19 protein-coding genes are annotated in these 18,620 nt (G+C 62.4%); 14 read left to right on the top strand and 5 right to left on the bottom strand.

The genetic code is table 11. The features are described 5' to 3' along the window. Nucleotides 1-15 precede the first annotated feature (15 nt). Complete coding sequence (locus BLJAPNOD_RS09420; RefSeq protein ID WP_115419620.1) at nucleotides 16-276, bottom strand: accessory factor UbiK family protein; 261 nt, start codon at nucleotides 274-276, stop codon at nucleotides 16-18. Between the two features lie 191 nt (nucleotides 277-467). Here BLJAPNOD_RS09420 and lgt point away from each other — a divergent pair, with 191 nt between their 5' ends. The 8 genes from lgt (at nucleotide 468) to BLJAPNOD_RS09380 (ending at nucleotide 7,805) form a co-directional block, all read left to right on the top strand. Next, the gene (gene lgt / locus BLJAPNOD_RS09415) at nucleotides 468-1,313 is read left to right on the top strand and encodes a prolipoprotein diacylglyceryl transferase (protein WP_077504810.1); all 846 of its coding nucleotides are present in this window, start codon (nucleotides 468-470) and stop codon (nucleotides 1,311-1,313) included. A gap of 12 nt (nucleotides 1,314-1,325) precedes the next feature. Next, nucleotides 1,326-2,429, top strand: a complete 1,104-nt coding sequence (locus BLJAPNOD_RS09410; RefSeq protein ID WP_115419619.1) for a class I SAM-dependent methyltransferase — start codon at nucleotides 1,326-1,328, stop codon at nucleotides 2,427-2,429. A 255-nt stretch (nucleotides 2,430-2,684) separates the two neighbouring features. Then, nucleotides 2,685-3,479, top strand: coding sequence for a peptidoglycan editing factor PgeF (gene pgeF, locus BLJAPNOD_RS09405; RefSeq protein ID WP_077504808.1), 795 nt, complete (start codon nucleotides 2,685-2,687; stop codon nucleotides 3,477-3,479). Between the two features lies 1 nt (nucleotide 3,480). Then, entirely contained in the window at nucleotides 3,481-4,632 is a 1,152-nt protein-coding gene (locus tag BLJAPNOD_RS09400) for a Xaa-Pro peptidase family protein (RefSeq protein WP_115419618.1), read from the top strand. Nucleotides 4,633-4,721: 89 nt separating this feature from the next. Beyond that, entirely contained in the window at nucleotides 4,722-5,540 is an 819-nt protein-coding gene (locus BLJAPNOD_RS09395) for a hypothetical protein (protein ID WP_115419617.1), read from the top strand. 207 nt (nucleotides 5,541-5,747) lie between these two features. Then, nucleotides 5,748-6,680: a ribose-phosphate pyrophosphokinase gene (locus BLJAPNOD_RS09390; RefSeq protein WP_025427925.1), complete on the top strand. Its 933-nt coding sequence runs from the start codon at nucleotides 5,748-5,750 to the stop codon at nucleotides 6,678-6,680. Between the two features lie 514 nt (nucleotides 6,681-7,194). Further along, nucleotides 7,195-7,434 (top strand): hypothetical protein, encoded by a 240-nt coding sequence (locus BLJAPNOD_RS09385; RefSeq protein WP_077504805.1) that lies wholly within the window; start codon nucleotides 7,195-7,197, stop codon nucleotides 7,432-7,434. A 17-nt stretch (nucleotides 7,435-7,451) separates the two neighbouring features. After that, nucleotides 7,452-7,805, top strand: a complete 354-nt coding sequence (locus tag BLJAPNOD_RS09380; protein WP_115419616.1) for an EF-hand domain-containing protein — start codon at nucleotides 7,452-7,454, stop codon at nucleotides 7,803-7,805. 80 nt (nucleotides 7,806-7,885) lie between these two features. On the opposite strand, the gene BLJAPNOD_RS09375 is transcribed toward BLJAPNOD_RS09380, so the two are convergent. The 3 genes from BLJAPNOD_RS09375 to BLJAPNOD_RS09365 form a co-directional block, all read right to left on the bottom strand. Then, on the bottom strand, nucleotides 7,886-8,272 hold the full coding sequence (locus BLJAPNOD_RS09375) for a DUF779 domain-containing protein (protein ID WP_115419615.1): 387 nt from the start codon (nucleotides 8,270-8,272) through the stop codon (nucleotides 7,886-7,888). Nucleotides 8,273-8,455: 183 nt separating this feature from the next. Beyond that, a complete protein-coding gene (adh, locus tag BLJAPNOD_RS09370; RefSeq protein WP_115419614.1) occupies nucleotides 8,456-9,964 on the bottom strand; it encodes an aldehyde dehydrogenase in 1,509 nt (502 codons plus the stop codon). A 287-nt stretch (nucleotides 9,965-10,251) separates the two neighbouring features. Then, complete coding sequence (locus tag BLJAPNOD_RS09365) at nucleotides 10,252-11,208, bottom strand: helix-turn-helix domain-containing protein (RefSeq protein WP_115419613.1); 957 nt, start codon at nucleotides 11,206-11,208, stop codon at nucleotides 10,252-10,254. 249 nt (nucleotides 11,209-11,457) lie between these two features. Between BLJAPNOD_RS09365 and BLJAPNOD_RS09360 the strand changes: the two genes are divergently transcribed. The 6 genes from BLJAPNOD_RS09360 to BLJAPNOD_RS09335 all read left to right on the top strand — a co-directional run bounded on the left by BLJAPNOD_RS09360 (nucleotide 11,458) and on the right by BLJAPNOD_RS09335 (nucleotide 18,130). Next, on the top strand, nucleotides 11,458-12,639 hold the full coding sequence (locus tag BLJAPNOD_RS09360) for a benzoate/H(+) symporter BenE family transporter (RefSeq protein WP_115421217.1): 1,182 nt from the start codon (nucleotides 11,458-11,460) through the stop codon (nucleotides 12,637-12,639). A gap of 233 nt (nucleotides 12,640-12,872) precedes the next feature. Beyond that, nucleotides 12,873-13,478, top strand: coding sequence for a 50S ribosomal protein L25/general stress protein Ctc (locus BLJAPNOD_RS09355; protein WP_077503446.1), 606 nt, complete (start codon nucleotides 12,873-12,875; stop codon nucleotides 13,476-13,478). A 325-nt stretch (nucleotides 13,479-13,803) separates the two neighbouring features. Continuing rightward, on the top strand, nucleotides 13,804-16,128 hold the full coding sequence (locus tag BLJAPNOD_RS09350; RefSeq protein WP_244610904.1) for an EAL domain-containing protein: 2,325 nt from the start codon (nucleotides 13,804-13,806) through the stop codon (nucleotides 16,126-16,128). Nucleotides 16,129-16,158: 30 nt separating this feature from the next. Then, entirely contained in the window at nucleotides 16,159-16,893 is a 735-nt protein-coding gene (locus tag BLJAPNOD_RS09345; protein WP_115419612.1) for a transporter substrate-binding domain-containing protein, read from the top strand. Nucleotides 16,894-16,955: 62 nt separating this feature from the next. After that, nucleotides 16,956-17,675, top strand: a complete 720-nt coding sequence (gene pth / locus BLJAPNOD_RS09340; RefSeq protein WP_115419611.1) for an aminoacyl-tRNA hydrolase — start codon at nucleotides 16,956-16,958, stop codon at nucleotides 17,673-17,675. Between the two features lie 2 nt (nucleotides 17,676-17,677). Beyond that, on the top strand, nucleotides 17,678-18,130 hold the full coding sequence (locus tag BLJAPNOD_RS09335) for a GNAT family N-acetyltransferase (protein WP_115419610.1): 453 nt from the start codon (nucleotides 17,678-17,680) through the stop codon (nucleotides 18,128-18,130). A gap of 16 nt (nucleotides 18,131-18,146) precedes the next feature. Here BLJAPNOD_RS09335 and clpS read toward each other — a convergent pair whose 3' ends face one another. Then, entirely contained in the window at nucleotides 18,147-18,458 is a 312-nt protein-coding gene (gene clpS, locus BLJAPNOD_RS09330; RefSeq protein ID WP_077503442.1) for an ATP-dependent Clp protease adapter ClpS, read from the bottom strand. Nucleotides 18,459-18,620 lie beyond the last annotated feature (162 nt).

Here is an 18,620-nt window from a genome sequence, read left to right as displayed (position 1 = left end):
TTGGCAGGGAGGGCGTTACTTGCTGCTTTCGGCGAGACGCGCCTCAAGAGCCTCTATACGGGCCAGCAGCGCGTCGTTTTCGTCGCGCGCTTTGATCGCCATTTCCTTCACGGCCTCGAATTCCTCGCGCTTGACGACATCGAGCGAATTCATTGCGCGCTCGGCCTGGGCGCGAAAGGCAGTCTCGACTTCGCGGCGCACACCCTGGGCTGCCCCTGCGGCATCGGTCATCAGCTTGGCAAAATCATCCATGATGCGGTTGGCGCCTGTGCTCATCGTCCTGATCTCCATATTCAGCCGCCGCTTCGCATTGCGATGCGGTCCTTGTTTTCAGGTAGGGTCAGGCGCGGGCGGATGCAAGAAAAATCACCAAACTGTGGTCGCTGCTCGGCCCCAAGCGGCCTTGACCCCGCCGGATTCGATCGCCATGTTCCGGCAAAACAACCGGTCCGGAACGAGAAGACATTTTGGAAACCATCGCGACCCGCCTCGCCATTCTCCCCTTCCCCGAAATCGACCCCGTGATCTTCCAGATCGGTCCGCTTGCCGTCCATTGGTATGGCCTCGCCTATGTCGCCGGCATCCTGATCGGCTGGTACTACGCCCGCCGCCTCGTGCTGAACACGTCGCTCTGGCGCAACGGCGAACCCGCAGCGACCCTGGCGCAGCTCGACGACTTCCTGCTCTGGGCCGCCGGCGGCATCGTGCTTGGCGGCCGCATCGGCTACATCCTCTTTTATGATCTCGGTTCCGTGCTCGAAAACCCGATCCGGGCGCTGGAGATCTGGAACGGCGGCATGTCGTTCCACGGCGGCTTCATCGGCACCACCCTGGCAATGATCATCTTTGCGCGCCGCAACGGCATCGCCCTCTGGAGCATGTTCGACATCGTCGCTGCCGTGGTGCCGATCGGCCTGTTTTTTGGCCGCGTCGCCAACTTCATCAACGGCGAACTCTGGGGCCGGCTGTCGTCTGCGCCCTGGGCCATGGTGTTCCCGACCGGCGGTCCCTTTGCCCGCCACCCGAGCCAGCTTTATGAGGCGGCACTCGAGGGCTTGCTGCTGCTCGCCGTCATCGCCTGGTTCATCTATCGCCGCCATGCGCTGAAGTCGCCGGGCCTCGTCACTGGCATCTTCGTGCTCGGTTACGCAGCAAGTCGCATTTTCGTCGAATTCTTCCGCGAACCGGACGCGCAGATCGGCTATCTTGCCGGCGGTTGGCTGACCATGGGCATGCTGCTTTCGCTGCCGATGGCGCTTGCCGGCATCTGGGCGATTGCCCGGGCGCGCCGGGCCGCTGTCGCCGCCGCATAACGGGACGGACGCATGACGACACCACTCGCGGACAAAATCAAGGCGCTGATCCGGACCAACGGCCCGATCAGCGTTACCGACTATTTCTCGCTGTGCCTGGCAGATCCGGAGCACGGGTATTACCGCGTGCGTGAGCCTTTCGGCAAAGCGGGCGACTTCACCACGGCGCCTGAAATTAGCCAGCTTTTCGGCGAGATGATCGGCATTTTTCTCGTTCATGCTTGGCAGCAGCACGGCACGCCGGAAAAGACTGTGATCGTCGAAATCGGCCCCGGCCGTGGCACGATGATGGCGGATGTCCTGCGGGTCGTCAGGCGCCTTTCGCCCGAACTCTATACCGCCGCCAGCGTGCATCTGGTCGAGACGAGCGATCGCCTGCGCAAGGTCCAGGCGGAAACGCTTGTTGCCCATGGCGAGAAAGTGCAATGGCACGAGAGTTTCGACACCCTGCCGGAGGGCTTCCTGCTGCTGGCGGCCAACGAGCTTTTCGATGCCATCCCCATCCGCCAGTTCGTGCGCACGCCGCAAGGGTTTCGCGAACGCATGGTCGGCCTAGATGCCGCGGATGAACTGACATTTGCCGCGGGTATCGCCGGCATCGACCCCACATTGTTGCCATCGCCCCCGCAGGCGGTTTCCGATGGCACGATCTTCGAGATCGCCCCCGCCCGCGATGCCGTGATGGCCGCGCTTTGCGAGCGTTTGAAGATCGGCGGCGGCACCGCCGTCATCATCGACTACGGACATCTGGCGACCAACTACGGCGACACGCTGCAGGCGCTGCTCGACCACCAGTACGATCCGCCGCTCGCCAATCCCGGCCGCGCCGACCTCACCAGCCATGTCGACTTCGAGCAGCTCGCGCGGCGCGCCAAGAACGACGGCCTGCAGATCAACGGCCTTGTCCACCAGGGCGACTTCCTGATCGGCCTTGGTCTTCTCGAACGCGCGGCGGCGCTGGGTCGCGATAAGGATGCCGTAACCCAGGAGGGCATCCGCCAGGATGTCGAGAGGCTCGCCGGATCCGGCGAAGGCAAGATGGGCGAACTCTTCAAGGTGCTTGCCGTCAGCAGCCCTCCGATCGCGCTTCCGCCGTTCCGAAAACCAAAGAGCTGAATGCATCGGGCGTAGCCGGCCAAATGTAAATTCGCCGGCCGTCGTGGGGTATCCGCAGCACCCATTGCTCCGGGAGTTTGACGTTCGCCGCCACGGGCAAGGCGCCTCCTTCGGACGGCACCCCTGTCGTTCGGCAATTGACAGTCCAGCCATCGCGGGTCAACATCGCGCCGGCAAATCAGCCGCCAATCACCGGGCCGCACGTGCCCCCAACCCCATTTGAAACTCACGTCGAAGCAAAGGGCGAAGACACCGATGCAGCACGATGCCGCGCTTTCCCCCGTGCAGAGCTCGCTCTTCAGCGACAAGGCCGGACCGGCGATCGCACATGGTTATTTCACCCGCCAAGGCGGCGTTTCCGAAGGCATCTATCGCGGTCTGAATGTCGGCCTAGGCTCGAATGACGACAAGGGTCGCGTCGGTGAAAACCGCGCCCGCGTCAGCCGCTGGTTCGGGGCCGAGCCGGAACAGCTTGCAACCGTCCATCAGGTCCATTCTCCCGATGCGGTCGTCGTCGACGCCAGCTACAACGGCAGCCGACCGGATGCCGACGCCCTGGTGACGGCAACGCCTGGCGTCGTGCTCGGCGTGCTGTCGGCCGATTGCGGGCCAATCCTGTTTGCCGACGCGGATGCCGGCGTCATCGGTGCCGCCCATGCCGGATGGAAGGGCGCGCTCGGCGGCGTGCTCGAAGGCACCATCGAGGCGATGCTGACGCTCGGTGCGCAGCGTGAGCGCATCGTTGCCTGTCTCGGGCCCTCGATCAGCCGGCGCAACTACGAGGTTGGCGCTGAATTCGTCGACCGTTTCCTGGCGACCGATGGCAACTATGACAAATTCTTCGGCCCGTCCGAGCGCGACGGCCACGCGATGTTCGACTTGCCGGGCCTGACGATCGCGCGCCTGACCGCCGCCGGCGTCACCGCCGAAAACCTCGACATCTGCACCTATTCCGACGAAGACCGGTTCTTCTCCTACCGCCGCACCACGCATCGGCAGGAGCCGGACTATGGCCGACAGATATCCGCAATTTGCATACGGGAGAGCTGACATGGCGCTGCAATTTGCCCAGGAGGAATATGCCGCCCGCCTTGAGCGGCTGACGGCGAAGATGCGTGAAGACAAGCTCGACGCGGTTCTGCTCTTTGCCCAGGAAAGCATGTACTGGCTGACGGGCTACGACACCTTCGGCTACTGCTTCTTTCAGACCCTGGTGGTCAAGAAGGACGGGTCGATGGTGCTCCTGACGCGCTCGGCCGATCTGCGCCAGGCCCGACACACCTCCAACATCGAGCGCATCGAGATCTGGGTCGACCGCGTCAACGCCGATCCGACGATGGACCTGAAGAACCTCCTCAGCGAGATGGATCTGCTCGGCAACCGCATCGGCGTCGAATACGACACCCATGGCATGACCGGCCGCACCGCGCGCCTCGTCGACCACCAGCTTTCGACCTTCGGCGAACTGATCGATGCCTCGCTGCTCGTCAGCCGCCTGCGCCTGATCAAGAGCCCGGCGGAAATCGCCCATGTGGAAAAGGCAGCCAGCCTTGCCGACGATGCGCTCGACGCGGCGCTGCCGCTCATCCGCCCCGGCGGCAACGAAGCCGATATTCTGGCAGCGATGCAGGGAGCGATCCTTGCCGGCGGCGGCGACTACCCGGCCAACGAGTTCATCATCGGCTCCGGCGCCGACGCGCTGCTGTGCCGCTACAAGTCCGGTCGCCGGCTGCTCGACAGCCAGGATCAGCTGACACTCGAATGGGCCGGCGTCAGCGCCCATTACCACGCCGCCATGATGCGCACCGTCGTCATCGGCGAGCCGACCAACCGCCACCGCGAGCTTTACAGCGCCTGCCGCGAGACCATCCAGGCGATCGAGATGGTGCTGCGCCCCGGCAACACCTTCGGCACCGTCTTCGACGTGCACGCCAAGATCATGGACGAGCGCGGCCTTGCCCGGCATCGCCTGAACGCCTGCGGCTATTCGCTCGGCGCCCGCTTCTCCCCCTCCTGGATGGAGCACCAGATGTTCCATGTCGGCAACCCGCAGGAGATCGAGCCCGACATGTCGCTGTTCGTGCACATGATCATCATGGATTCCGACAGCGGCACGGCCATGACGCTCGGCCAGACCTACATCACAACCACCGATACGCCGCGCGCACTTTCACGTTATGGGCTGGACTTCATTTCTGCTTAGGGAAATCCGCCTACACTGTCGCTGAAATGGCAGACAACAGGAGATGACTTCACAGGCCTGCCGCGAAGGAAAGACGGACGGTTTGAACGATGCGAAAGCTTCTCACGCCCATCGCAAGCCTTGGCCTTGTAGTCGCCTTGGCAAGCTGCAACAGCACGGACGCGCTGATACCGCAGGTCGACGTCGGCGGTGGCACGTTCCGCTCGCCGCCGGTGACGCAATCCGACCTCGAGTCGATGTCGACGCAGACGGCCGTTGTTCCGGTGCAAAGCTCGCCGGTGCAACGCACCCAGGCCTTCGCCTCGCAGCCGGCCCCCGTCAGCATGCCGACGGAGTATGCGACAAGCGACAGCACCTACACCGATCCCGCCGGCTCGCTTGAGGCACAGGCAAACCGCCTGGCTTCCGGCACAGAGCCGGTGCAGAACACGACGCTCGCCGAGCCAGCGCCGGTAGAAACGTCCGAGCCCGTCGCCGAAGAGGTTCAGCAGCAACAACAGCAGCCGGCCGTTGCCTCCGTTCCTTCCGCCAGCACGGCTGCGAGCGGGGCGATCCGCTTCCTGCCGATCATCGGCGCGCCTGTTGCGGCCGTCACGCCGCTTTCCAAACAGCTCGGCGCCGAGGCGCGCAGCCATGGCCTGACGATCAAGGGATCGGCCGACGCCAGCAGCGAACACATCCTCAAGGGCTATTTCTCGGCGCTTAAGGATAACGGCAAGACGACGATCGTCTATGTCTGGGACGTGCTCGACGGCAGCGGCAACCGGCTGCACCGCATTCAGGGACAGGACTCGGTCGCAACGGCCGGAGCCGACCTTTGGGAAGGCGTTCCGGCCGAAACCATGCAGGCGATCGCCACCAAAACCATCAACGCCTATCTCGAATGGCGGCAATCCAGACCCGGTTGATACAAAGTTTTTAGGATAATGCGCTTCGCGGCGCAGCATTCCCCTTGCATTCAAGTTCAGTGTCGCTAAAAAGCGGCCGATCAGCTCTGAACGGCGGCCATCCCGCAAAGATTGTCCGCGATTGGAATGGCTCTCGGAATCTGCGCGGAAAATGCCGCTCCCGGATGAACCCGGACGGTAGCCGCGCCAGCTCAAGGCGGTCCGTCAATGAAGGTTTTCGCAGGCAATTCGAACCGGCTGCTGGCCGAAGCGATCTGCAACTATCTCAACCTGCCTCTTGGTAAAGCGACCGTAAGGCGGTTTGCCGACCAGGAGATTTTCGTCGAGATCGGCGAAAACGTGCGCGGCGAGGATGTCTTCATCATCCAGTCGACCTCGTTCCCCACCAACGATCACCTGATGGAACTGCTCATCATGATCGATGCGGTGCGCCGCTCCTCGGCTCGCCGCATCACCGCGGTGCTCCCCTATTTCGGCTATGCCCGCCAGGACCGTAAGCCCGGTCCACGCACGCCGATCTCGGCCAAGCTCGTTTCCAACCTGATCACCGAGGCCGGCGCCGACCGCGTGCTGACCCTCGATCTTCATGCAGGCCAGATCCAGGGTTTCTTCGATATCCCGACTGACAACCTCTATGCGATCCCGATCCTCGCCCGCGACGTCAAGGAAAACTACGACCTGAAGAACGTCATGGTCGTTTCGCCCGACGTCGGCGGCGTGGTACGTGCCCGTGCGCTCGCCAAGCGTCTCGACTGTCTGCTGGCGATCGTGGACAAGCGCCGTGACCGCCCGGGCGAATCCGAGGTGATGAACGTCATCGGTGACGTGAAGGGCAAGGACTGCCTGCTGATCGACGACATCGTCGATTCCGGCGGCACGCTCTGCAATGCCGCCGAAGCGCTTCTGAAGAACGGCGCAACCAGCGTTACCGCCTATATCACCCACGGCGTGCTGTCCGGCGGTGCGGTCGCTCGCGTCACCTCGTCGATGCTGAAGGAACTTGTCATCACCGACTCGATCCAGCCGACGACGGCCGTCCAGTCCGCCCACAACATCCGCGTCATCACCACGGCGACGCTGCTCGGCGAAGCGATCAACCGCACCAGCCAGGAAGAATCGGTTTCGAGCCTCTTCGACTGAGGCAGGCTTGACCTGCCGGCGAAAGTAACCGCTTTCGTCAAGCGGGATTGGGTCGCCATTTTCCGTGGCCCTGACCAGGGCGTTGCATTTAAGCAGCTTTGTGCAACGCGCTTCCACGGCTTGATTTCACGTCTGTCGTCGTTGCAAAACGGCTGCGCATTTTTGTGCGGCACGCCTTGTTGCACAATTTCATCCTTAAATCGGAAACTATTTGAGGATGAAATTATGCAACAAATCATAGTGTTACAGTGATCTTTGCGCGCCTGTCTGGACGGCGCAGCACCTTATTACCCACCCGAGAGTTGTCATCTTCCATCCGTAGGGGTAACATTTGCCCCGCTGCAGCTAACGTCTTTCTCTGCAGACTGCATAGTTCATCGACAAGGTGCTTCTCGAACAGAAGACCTCTTGATACTTCGAAGGACATCTTCGGAACGTTACTTCCATGCAGCGCCACCTGGGTGGCGGCTCCACCGAGCTATGCCGATCACGCACGGATAATTTGGAGGAAAAGATGAATAACTGTACGCTAACCCTCGTTCTTGCAGCCGGCCTCGCCTTGTCTGGTTGCCAATCTGCTACGTACTCTCGGACGAGCACTGGCGATTTCGGCTGCCTCGCCGGAACCGTCAGCGGCGCAATCCTAGGCGGGTTCGCCGGCTCGGCCATCGGCGCAGGCAGCGGCCAGCTCTGGGCTGTCGGCGGCGGCGCCACGCTTGGCGGTGCGGCCGGTGCTGCCTTGACGTGCCGCTGAGTGCGAAAGGCTACGAGATGCGAAAAGTAGCGCTGCTGATGGCATCCGTGCTTTGCCAGCTCACTCCGGTCGCCGCCCAGGATAAGCCTGCGGCGATGTATCAGGGGCAAATGGATCGGCTCGACCGCGACGGAGACGGCGTGATCAGCCGGTCCGAGTATCAGGGCTTCATGACAACGGCTTTCGCAAATCTGGACAAGAACAAGGACGGTACCCTGAGCGCCGACGAGGTAGCGCCTGTCCTGAACGCGCAACAGTTTGCCGCCATCAACGTGAACCGCGACGGCAAGATCACCCAGAGCGAGTTCCTGACCAGTGTGATGGCCGATTTCAAGGCGGCCGACCGCGGCGGCGACGGTAATCTGCAGTAGAACGCGCGCGGATCGGACGAAGGCATTCGAGAACACCGCGCGACCGAGGACACGTCAGGTCACGCTGACGTCAGGAGCGGTCATGCGCCGGAGCTTGTCGCTGTGGTCTCCAGCGGGCAAGCCTCGCCGCCGCCGAACAGCCGCGAGCGCGTCAGGAAACGGCGCTCGCGGCCATTGTCGAGCGAGAACATCCCGCCCCTGCCCGGCACCACGTCGATGATCAGCTGCGTGTGTTTCCAGACTTCGTACTGGCTGGCGCTGATGTAGACCGGTACGCCGCCGATCTCGCCGAGCTTCACGTCGTTGTCGCCGACGATGTAGTCGTCGGCGGGATAACACATCGGCGACGAGCCGTCGCAGCAGCCCCCAGATTGATGGAACAGAATGTCGGGATGATCGCGCCTGATCTCGGCGATGAAGTCGAGTGCGGCGTCGGTCGCAAGCACCCGCAGTTCCCCAGCGGTCATGTCGAGCCTCCTGGCGCATGTCGCACAAAAGCGTGCAGCGGTTTTGCGATGACGACATGCGCGAAATCACGTGTCGCGCCTCGCAATTTCAAATTCAGGGGGCCGAGGGCGAGAGCTGGAGGAGAGCCCTCGGCCGCACCTGGGAGGCCCCCTCCCCGTGAAAGGGAGAAGGAATTTGGCGGCTCAGAAGAAGCCGAGCGCCTTCGGGCTGTAGCTCACCAGCATGTTCTTGGTCTGCTGATAATGGTCGAGCATCATCTTGTGAGTCTCGCGGCCGATGCCCGATTGTTTGTAGCCGCCGAAAGCCGCATGGGCAGGATAGGCATGGTAGCAATTGGTCCACACGCGGCCCGCCTGGATCTCGCGGCCGAAGCGGTAGCAGCGGTTGGCATCACGACTCCAGACCCCGGCACCAAGGCCGTAGAGCGTATCGTTGGCGATCTCCAGCGCCTCGGCTTCCGTCTTGAAGGTGGTGACGGACACCACCGGCCCGAAGATCTCTTCCTGGAACACCCGCATCTTGTTGTGCCCGCGGAAGACCGTCGGCTTGACGTAGAAGCCCTCCGCCAGTTCGCCTTCGAGCACGTTGCGGCCGCCGCCGGTCAGCACCTCGGCGCCCTCCTGCCGGCCTATGTCGATATAGGAGAGGATCTTTTCGAGCTGTTCGCTCGACGCCTGCGCACCGATCATCGTGGCGCTGTCGAGCGGATTACCCTGGCGGATCGCCTCGACCCGTTTCAGCGCCCGCTCCATGAAGCGGTCGTAGATGCTTTCCTGAACGAGCGCCCGGCTCGGGCAGGTGCAGACTTCGCCCTGGTTGAGCGCGAACATCGCAAAGCCTTCAAGCGCCTTGTCGAAATAGTCGTCGTCTTCGGCCAGCACGTCGGCAAAGAAGATGTTCGGCGACTTGCCGCCAAGCTCAAGCGTGACGGGAATGAGGTTCTGGCTGGCATATTGCATGATCAGCCGCCCGGTCGTCGTCTCGCCGGTGAAGGCGATCTTGGCAATGCGCGGGCTGGTGGCAAGCGGCTTGCCGGCTTCAAGGCCGAAGCCGTTGACGATGTTGAGCACGCCCGCCGGCAGGAGGTCGCCGACGAGGTCGGCCCAGACGAGGATTGAGGCCGGGGTCTGCTCGGCCGGCTTCAGCACCACGCAGTTGCCGGCGGCAAGCGCCGGCGCCAGCTTCCATGCCGCCATCAGGATCGGAAAGTTCCAGGGGATGATCTGGCCGACGACGCCGAGCGGCTCGTGGAAATGGTAGGCAACCGTGTCGTGATCGATCTCGCCGATCGAGCCTTCCTGGGCGCGGATGCAGGCGGCGAAGTAGCGGAAATGGTCGATCGCCAGCGGAATGTCGGCCGCCATGGTTTCACGGATCGGCTTGCCGTTGTCGAAGGTTTCGGCGCGGGCGAGCAGCTCCAGATTGTCTTCCATCCTCTGGGCGATCTTCATCAGGATGTTCGACCGCTCGGCAGCCGATGTGCGCGCCCACTTCTCCTTGACCGCATGGGCTGCATCGAGCGCAAGCTCGATATCGGCCGCGTCCGAGCGCGCAACCTGGCACAGCACCCCACCGGTCACCGGTGTCGTATTGTCGAAATAGCGCCCGGCCACCGGCTCGCGCCATTCGCCGCCGATGAAGTTGCCGTATTTCTGCTTGAACGGGCTCTCGACGATCTTCTGATGCAACATGCTCATTCCTCCCTGTGAACCAGCAACCAAAGCTGTGAGAGGAAGGTGAAACCGAACGTGCGTCTTCGATAGTAAGGCAAGACCGTCAGCGGCGCGATCTGTATCAGAAGTGAGACAGCTAGGGTCGGGTCACTGTGCTGCAGCGCAACAACCAGGGGCGCCCGAGGGTAATGGCTTCGATCCGCGCGCCCCTCATCCCCCCGCCGGGACCTTCTGCCCGCCACCGCGGGGAGAAGGGACGTGCCTGGGTTAAACTCGAGGAGAGGGGCATTTTCGGAAAGCCGGAATTAGTTGACCGAGAGCCGCTTCATCTTGCGATAAAGCGTCGCACGGCTGATGCCGAGCAGTTCGGCTGCCATAGAGACATTACCGTTGGCGCGCGACAGCACGCGCCGAAGGGCGGCCCGCTCGGCGTCTGGAAGTTCAGCGCCGTCGTCGGATGTGCCTTCCCTGAGAAGATCCGAGGCCGGAATGCCCGACGCGATGCGTTTGTCGTCGAGATCAAGCCATTGCCGCGCCGCCCGCGTTGCGCCCTGCACCAGATCGTCGCGATCGACCGCCAGAAGCGCCGGCCCTGCCCTGTCGACCGGCACGAGCACGATGCGCGAGCCGGCAAAGGCCCGGCGGAAAAGCCCTGCCTCGATGCGGGCTGCAGCATCGCGCACGGCCTGCGACAGCAGCGAGAGGGTGATCTCCGAGGCGTCGTCGCGGCAGGTGGAGATATCGATCGCCGCCGCCAGCCGCCCGAGATGATCGCGGATCGGCGCCGTGGTGCAGCTAAGCCCGATGTTGCTGCTGAGGAAATGCTGGTCGCGCTGGATGATGACGGCGCGCTCGTCGGCGATCGCCGTGCCGATGCCGTTGGTGCCAACGCTCGCCTCGCTCCAGACCGTTCCCGACCAGAGACCGACATCGCGGAACGCAGCATCGTCGCCGACAGCACCGCGCCGCTCCAGCGCCACGCCCTTGTCGTCGGTCAGAAGCAGGCAGCAGCCGGCCTTGCCGACTGTCGCAAACAGCCGGTCAAGCTCGCCGCCCGCCTCGGCAATCAACTCAGACGAACGCTGACGCGCCAACCGGAATTCGCTCTCGGACAGTCGAACGGGCGTTCGCCGCTCTTCGGGCGCCAGGCCATGCAGCGTCATGCAGCGGCGCCAGGATGCAGCCACCGGCGAGCTTGCAGCCGCGGAAGACTGGTGCGCAACCTGGTAGACGTATTCCGTATGATCCCTGACGGCAGGCATCGGTTTCCTCCCTGGAAGCCACGTCTGGCAACGCAAGGCCCGGCCGATCTCCCAAACGGCTGAGCCTGCTTTGGCCGCACTATAGGCATCGATTGGATAAGAGGTCCAGCAAGACGAAGGTCCACCGTCCATGCCCGCATCAGCGTGTTTGATGCGTTCATCACGGCGGCGGTATCGACACGCCGCCGGAATATGATAGGCGAGTTCAAGCATCATCCGACGCGCCATCACAACAACTGGTTGCCAGCCATGCTTCGTGACTTCTCGATCCAGAGCCTGTTCATGGGCCTGCTCATCGCCTTTGTCGGCTTCGCCAGCTCCTTCGCCGTCGTCCTGCACGGCCTTGGAGGCGTCGGCGCTACCGAGGTACAGGCCGCATCCGGACTGATGGCGCTGTCGATCTCGATGGGCGTCTGCGCCATCATCCTCAGTGCCGCCACCCGGCTGCCGATCAGCATCGCCTGGTCGACACCCGGCGCGGCCCTGCTTGCCAGCTCCGGCGTGGTCGAGGGCGGCTTCAACGCCGCCGTCGGCGCCTTCCTGGTCTGCGGCCTGCTCATCGTGGTTGCCGGTCTCTGGAAGCCGCTGGGACGCATGGTCTCGTCCATCCCGGCCGCACTCGCCAACGCCATGCTGGCCGGCGTGCTGCTCAGCCTTTGCTTTGCCCCGGTCAAGGCAATCGGGTTCAACCCGCTGTTGGGCCTGCCCATCCTCTTGGCCTGGGCCATCGTCGGCAGCGTCAACAAGCTCTATGCGGTGCCGGCAGCCCTGCTTGCCTTCGTGCTCGTCATTGCCTTCGGTGTGGACATGCCGGCGGATGCTCTCAGCGAACTGTCTTCGGCGCTGGCCCCTAAGCCGGAGTTCGTGATGCCGGCCTTCACCACGCCGGCGATGATCAGCATCGCGCTGCCGCTGTTCATCGTCACCATGGCGTCGCAGAACATTCCCGGTATCGCCGTGATGAAGGTCAACGGCTATGACCCCACGCCCGGTCCGCTGTTTGCGACGACCGGCCTGTTTTCGATGCTGAGCGCGCCCTTCGGCGGCCATGCCGTCAACCTTGCGGCGATCACTGCCGCCATGGGCGCCGGCGCCGACAGCCATCCGGATCCGGCGCGACGCTACTGGTCGACCATCATTGCCGGCATCTTCTATGTCATCTTCGGCCTGCTCGCCGGCGCCGTCACCACCTTCGTCAGCCTCGCGCCGTCGATCTTGATCGAGGCGGTCGCCGGTCTGGCGCTGGTCGGCGCCTTTGCCGGCTCCGCCATGGCCGCCTTCACGGAGGCAAAGACGCGCGAGGCGGCCGCGATCACCTTTCTGGTAACGGCCTCAGGCGTCAGTTTCGGCGGTATCTCCGGTGCCTTCTGGGGGCTGATCGCCGGCGGCTTGATGCTGGCACTTGCGCGCTTCACACGCAAAAAGGCTTAAGAGCGCCGCCTTCGCCATTTGATTTTGCACATGTCGATAGCGCAAAACCGCGGTGCACTTTCGCGCGACATGCTTTAAAACCGCGGCAAAGCTTGCATTTGCGGGCGTTCTCGTCTATGCACCGCCCGTCCGCGTAGACACCCTTGGAGGCAACGCGGATGAAGCCCATGCGGCTTCGGTTCTTCTGCCATTGCGGATGAACTCTCCAGAATTAGACATAGAAAGGTCTACCTATGAGCCACGCAACTTATGAGCTCAAGGCCGAGACGCGCGAACGGGTTGGTAAGGGGTCCTCCCGTGAACTTCGTCGCAACGGTCTTATCCCGGCTGTCATCTACGGTGACAAGCAGGCCCCCATTTCGATCGCGCTGTCCACCAAGGACGTGACGATGAAGATCCACGCCGGCGGTTTCATGACCACCGTTGCGGTCATCGACGTCAACGGCGAAAAGATCCGCGTCCTGCCGAAGGACTACCAGCTGGATCCGGTCCGCGACTTCACCATGCACGTTGACTTCCTGCGCGTCTCCAAGGACAGCAAGGTCACCGTTCAGGTTCCGGTTCACTTCGTCAACGAAGAGAAGTCCCCGGGCCTCAAGGCCGGCGGCGTTCTCAACATCGTTCGCCACGAAGTCGAACTGGCCGTTGCTGCCGACGACATTCCGGAGTTCCTGACTGTTGACCTGTCGGGTCACAAGGTCGGCGACGCGATCCACATCTCCAACATCAAGCTGCCGAAGGGCGCGACCCCGGTTATCAGCGACCGCGACTTCACGATTGCAACGATCGCTGCTCCGGCTGGCGGTCTGAAGGAAGAAGAAGGCGAAGCAGAAGCCTGATTCACCTGGAGGTGAAGCGGCGATCCGGCAATTGCCGGACTCTGCACTACCCATTGAAAGGCCCGTCCCGGCAACCGGGGCGGGCCTTTTGCGTTGAACGCGCCGGTTGCCGCGCTGTCCCACCCCTACAATCGATCAGGCCTCCTCACGAATTGTAATGTAGCAATTTCAGCAACATTTAAGGTTTTGATGATGTTCTTGCAGCGGGGAATTTGTAAGCAAGCGTCTAAAGAGAATACGAAATGACACGAGTGGCAACGCCTGGGGGATGCGTCCGATGATGCATTCCGTCGAGAACCGATTTATAGCGATTGTATGCGGTGCGATGCTGGTTTTCGTTGCCCCACTCTTCGTGCTTTTCCTCAGTATCTCCAGCGAACGCGTCGCACGGGAGCGCCTGCACAACATCGAGCTTCTGATGGGCGCAAGCGCCGAGGCGCTCGGCAAACCGATCTGGGATTTTGACAGCGACGGCATCAAGCGCATCGCCCGCTCGCTGATGAACGACACCGATATTCTGGCCGTCACCATTCGCGACAATTCCGGCTCGATCCTCGCACAGATGCCTTCTGGCGGCCTCGGCGCCGGCAGCGACAGCCGCACGCTGAAAACGCCCATATCCTACGACGCGATCGACGGCATAAAGGAAATCGGCAGTCTTGAAGTGCGCGCGCCGACACCCGGCCTGCTGTCGCAGTTCAGCAAGGACGAGCTGGCGATCCTCGCCATCCTTCTCATTGCCGTTGCCACCGTTTTTGCCGCCGCACTCATAGGTAACCGCTTCACCGTCATCCGTCCGCTAATGCGCCTGACGGCCGCCATCGAGGCGACGCGGCGCCTGGGCTCGCGCCACCGCGTCGACTGGATCGCAGACGACGAAATGGGCGCGCTTGCCGCCAACTTCAACGAGATGCAGGACCGGCTCGAGCGCGAGTCGATGGAGCTGAAGAGCGCACATGAGCGCGCCACAGACATCTACAACCTGACCCCGGCCATGCTGTTTTCGCTCGATACCGACAATCGCCTCTGCGCTGTCAGCGATTACTGGCTGCTGGCGACCGGCTATGCCCGCGAACAGGTTATCGGCGAAAACTTCACCGACTTCATCGATCCGCACTGGCACGAGACCTATCGCAGCCATGCCAAGGCCATCGCCGTCGGCGACCACAACATCTGCGAGGTCACCGTCCCCTTCCGCAAGGCGGACGGCGAGTTCATGACCGTGCTGATCCTGGAAACGGAAACGACGGGGGATGGCGACCTGTCACTGTCCGTGATGACCGACGTCACCGCGCTCAAGCAGGCCGAAAGCCGCAATCATGCCCAGGCGATCACCGACCACCTGACCGGCCTTCTCAACCGCCAGGGCTTCGAGGCAGCGCTGGACGAAGCCATCGTGACTGCCGATGCCTCCGGGATCCAGGTCGGCTGCCTGTTCATCGACCTCGACCGCTTCAAGTGGATCAACGACAATTTCGGCCATGCCGCCGGCGACGAAGTTTTGCGCCACACCGTCGAACTGATCCGCGCCACCCTGCGCCCCGACGACATCATGTCACGTCTTGGCGGCGACGAATTCGCGATCCTGGTCTCAGATGTGGACGTCGCAACGCTCGCGTCTGAAATCGGCGAGCGCATCGTCAATACGCTACGCGAGCCGATGCACATTGCCGGCAACGAGCTGTTCGTCAGCGCCAGCGTCGGCATCTCCGTTTATCCCCAGCACGCCGAAAACGCGTCCGACCTGCTGCTCAAGGCCGACATGGCGATGTATGCCCGCAAGCACGACGGCAAGAATGGCCTGCAGGTGTTCGACGCCAGCATGCTCGATACCGCTCGCGAGCGCCACGAGATCGAACAATGCATCGAAGCCGGCCTCAAGGATGATCACTTCGAGGCCTGGCTGCAGCCGATCGTCAGCCTCAGCGACGGACAGATCGCCGGCTTCGAGGCGCTGATGCGCCTCAACCATCCGGAAAAAGGCATCATGCCGCCCGGCAAGATCATCGGCATCGCAGAGGAAACCGGGACGATCGCCCGCATCGGCGACTGCATTCTCGAAAAGGCGATCCGCCATCTGGCGGCAATCTCCGCCCTTGATGGCACGCAGAACACCTATCTCGCGGTGAATTTCTCGCCATTGCAGTTCGAGCTGACGCTGCCGCACAAGCTCGCAGCGCTGCTGCTCAAACATCATATCTCGCCGAACCGGATCGTCATCGAAATCACCGAAGCGGTGCTGATGCTCGATAATCCGGAAGTGCATGCCGTACTGAAGCAGCTCAACGAATTCGGCTGCCGGATCGCGCTTGACGACTTCGGCACGGGCTACTCGTCGCTGAGCTATCTCAACCGTTTCCCCGTCGATATCGTCAAGGTGGACCAGTCCTTCACCCGCTCGCTCAGCTCCGGCACCGCCGATGTCCGCCGCAAGAGCCGGATGCTGATCAAGGGCATCCGCACGATCTCGCATCAGATGGGCTGCACCGTCGTCGCCGAAGGCATCGAGACCCAGGAGCAATGGCAACTCCTGCGCAAGCTTGGTGTGGATTGTGGGCAGGGTTATCTCTTCAGCCGCCCCATGCCGATCGGCAAGATGCTGGCCATGCTGGAGAGCGACTCCGAAGTCAAAGCAAACACTCAAGGATAGCGGCCGGACACTGGCGCAAAGGAGCAAGGCGTGAAAGAGCTGATACTGGCATTCTTCCTCGGCCTTTCCGCGTCCGCCGAAGCACAGACGATCAAATTCGTCACCGAGGACTATCCGCCCTACAACTTCTCGACCCCGAGCGGTGCCAACGGTTCCTCGGTCGAACAGGTGGCGGCGATCATGGACGCGTTGAAGCTCCCCTATACGGTCGAGGTCCTGCCCTGGGCGCGGGCCTACATGCTGGCTGAAACCGATGCGTCCCATTGCGTCTTCACTACGGGAATTAACGCCGAGCGCGAGAAGCGGTTTCAGTGGGTGCAGCCGCTGCTCGTCGACCACATGATCATGGTGCGGCGCAAGGGATCGGACATCGCCCCTGATACCATCGATGCGGCAAAGCAGTTCACCATCGGCACCCAACGGGAAGATTTCTCCGCCACCTATCTCATGGAACACGGCTTTCGGAAGATCGATTATGCGACCAACCTGGACTCGACGCTGAAGAAGCTGATTGCCGGCCGCATCGATCTGATGATGACATCGGAAAAGACCTTCGAAAGCATGCGCGCCGAAGGCAAGCCCGTCGAGGCGGCGCTGATGCTGGAAGGAAAATACTACGGCATCGCCTGCCACCGCGACATGGACAAGCAGACAGTCGAGAAGATGCAGCGCGAACTCGACCGCCTGATCGGCAACGGCACCCAGGATGCGATCTTCGATCGTTATGGCCTGAGGCCCAGCGGAAGCGTGCAGGCAACGAAATAAGGATTGACTCTGACGGCGTTTCGCGGTCGTGAAGCGGTGAAAGCCCGACGGAGCGTAACGACATGCTGATCATCGCAGGACTTGGCAATCCAGGTTCGAAATATGCCGCAAACCGCCACAATATCGGTTTCATGGCTGTCGACGTCATCCATCGCCGCCACAATTTTTCCTCCTGGTCGAAGAAGTTCAAGTCCGAGATCGCCGAAGGCGAGATCGGCGGAGAACGCGTGCTCCTGATGAAGCCGCAGACTTTCATGAACCTCTCCGGCGAAGCTGTCGGCGAGGCCATGCGCTTCTATAAGCTTGCGCCGAAGGACATCACCGTCATCTATGACGAGCTGGATCTGCCCGCCGCGAAAGCGCGCATCAAGGTCGGCGGCGGCCATGGCGGCCACAACGGCATCAAGTCGATCGACGCCCATTGCGGCAAGGAGTATCGGCGCCTGCGGCTCGGCATCGGCCACCCTGGCGTGAAGGACCTCGTGCACGCCCATGTGCTCGGCGATTTTGCCAAGGTGGATCAGACCTGGCTGGTGCCGCTGCTCGACGCCATCGCCGACAATGCCGACATGCTGGTGCGTGGCGAGGATTCGCAGATCTTGAACAAGATCGCGCTTGCGACCGGCGGCAAGCCGGATGAGGACAAGCCTCAGGCCCAAAAGAAGCAGGGCGCTCAATCCCATATCCATCAGGCGCGCAATTCGGCCCAGCCGAAGAAGCTGCCGACAAGCGGCCCGATGGCCGACATGCTGAAAAAACTGTTCGGCCCGAAGGGCGACTGAGCGTGGCACCCTCGCTCGTCTCGATCCGTGCCGCCCAGGCAGGCGATCTGCCCGGGCTTCTTGCGCTTTACGGCGAGCTGAACCCGGACGACCAAACGCTCGATGCCGAAGTGGCAGCAGATCGTTTTGCCGCGATCCTCGCGCAACCCGGCATGACAGTTTTCATCGGCTTTGCCGACGAGATCGCCGCTGCATCGGTCACGTCTGTCGTCGTGCCGAACCTGACGCGGGGCGGCGCACCTTACGCTCTCATCGAAAACGTCGTGACGTCGGCCTCCTTTCGCAAGCGCGGCTTTGCCGGTGCGCTGATCCGGCACGCCGTCTCTGAAGCCTGGGCCGCCGGCTGCTACAAGGTGATGCTGCTAACGGGATCGAAGGATCCAACGACGCTGCGTTTCTATGAGAATTGCGGCTTCCGGCAGGACAAGACCGGTTACCAGATCCGCCGCCCCTAACGGTCACTCCTGGCCGTCACTCCTCCGGCTCGGTCATGAACATCAGCGGGAAACCGGCATCCTTGGCAAGATCCGTCGCCTCCTTGGCCTTGGTCTCGGCGATATCGCGCACGCAGACGACGACGACGGACACCCCCATCTTGTGCGCCGTCATCATCACCCGGTAACCCGCCTCCTCGCTCATATGAAACACCGCCTTCAGCACCATGACCACGAAGTCGCGCGGCGTGTAGTCGTCGTTGACGAGAATGACCTTGTAGAGCTTCGGCCGCTCCAGTTTCGGTTTCGGCTTGAGCTTTGGTTTTGCGGCAAGACCATCGTCACTCATCGGAAATCCACCCGTTGATGACAGGAAGGCGGTCGCAGTCGGCCATGCGGCCCTGGGACGCTGACACTCAATATCGTACGCCAGACGCCGCCAATCAAGCAAAAGCCCGTTCCTTCACCGCGCCGAAACGCGCGAAGGCTTGACCGTTCGGCTCCTTTATCC

Source organism: Ensifer sp. M14 (assembly GCF_003355565.1).
In the GTDB taxonomy this organism is placed as follows: Bacteria; Pseudomonadota; Alphaproteobacteria; order Rhizobiales; family Rhizobiaceae; genus Ensifer.
This window is presented reverse-complemented; position numbering and strand designations above follow the sequence as displayed.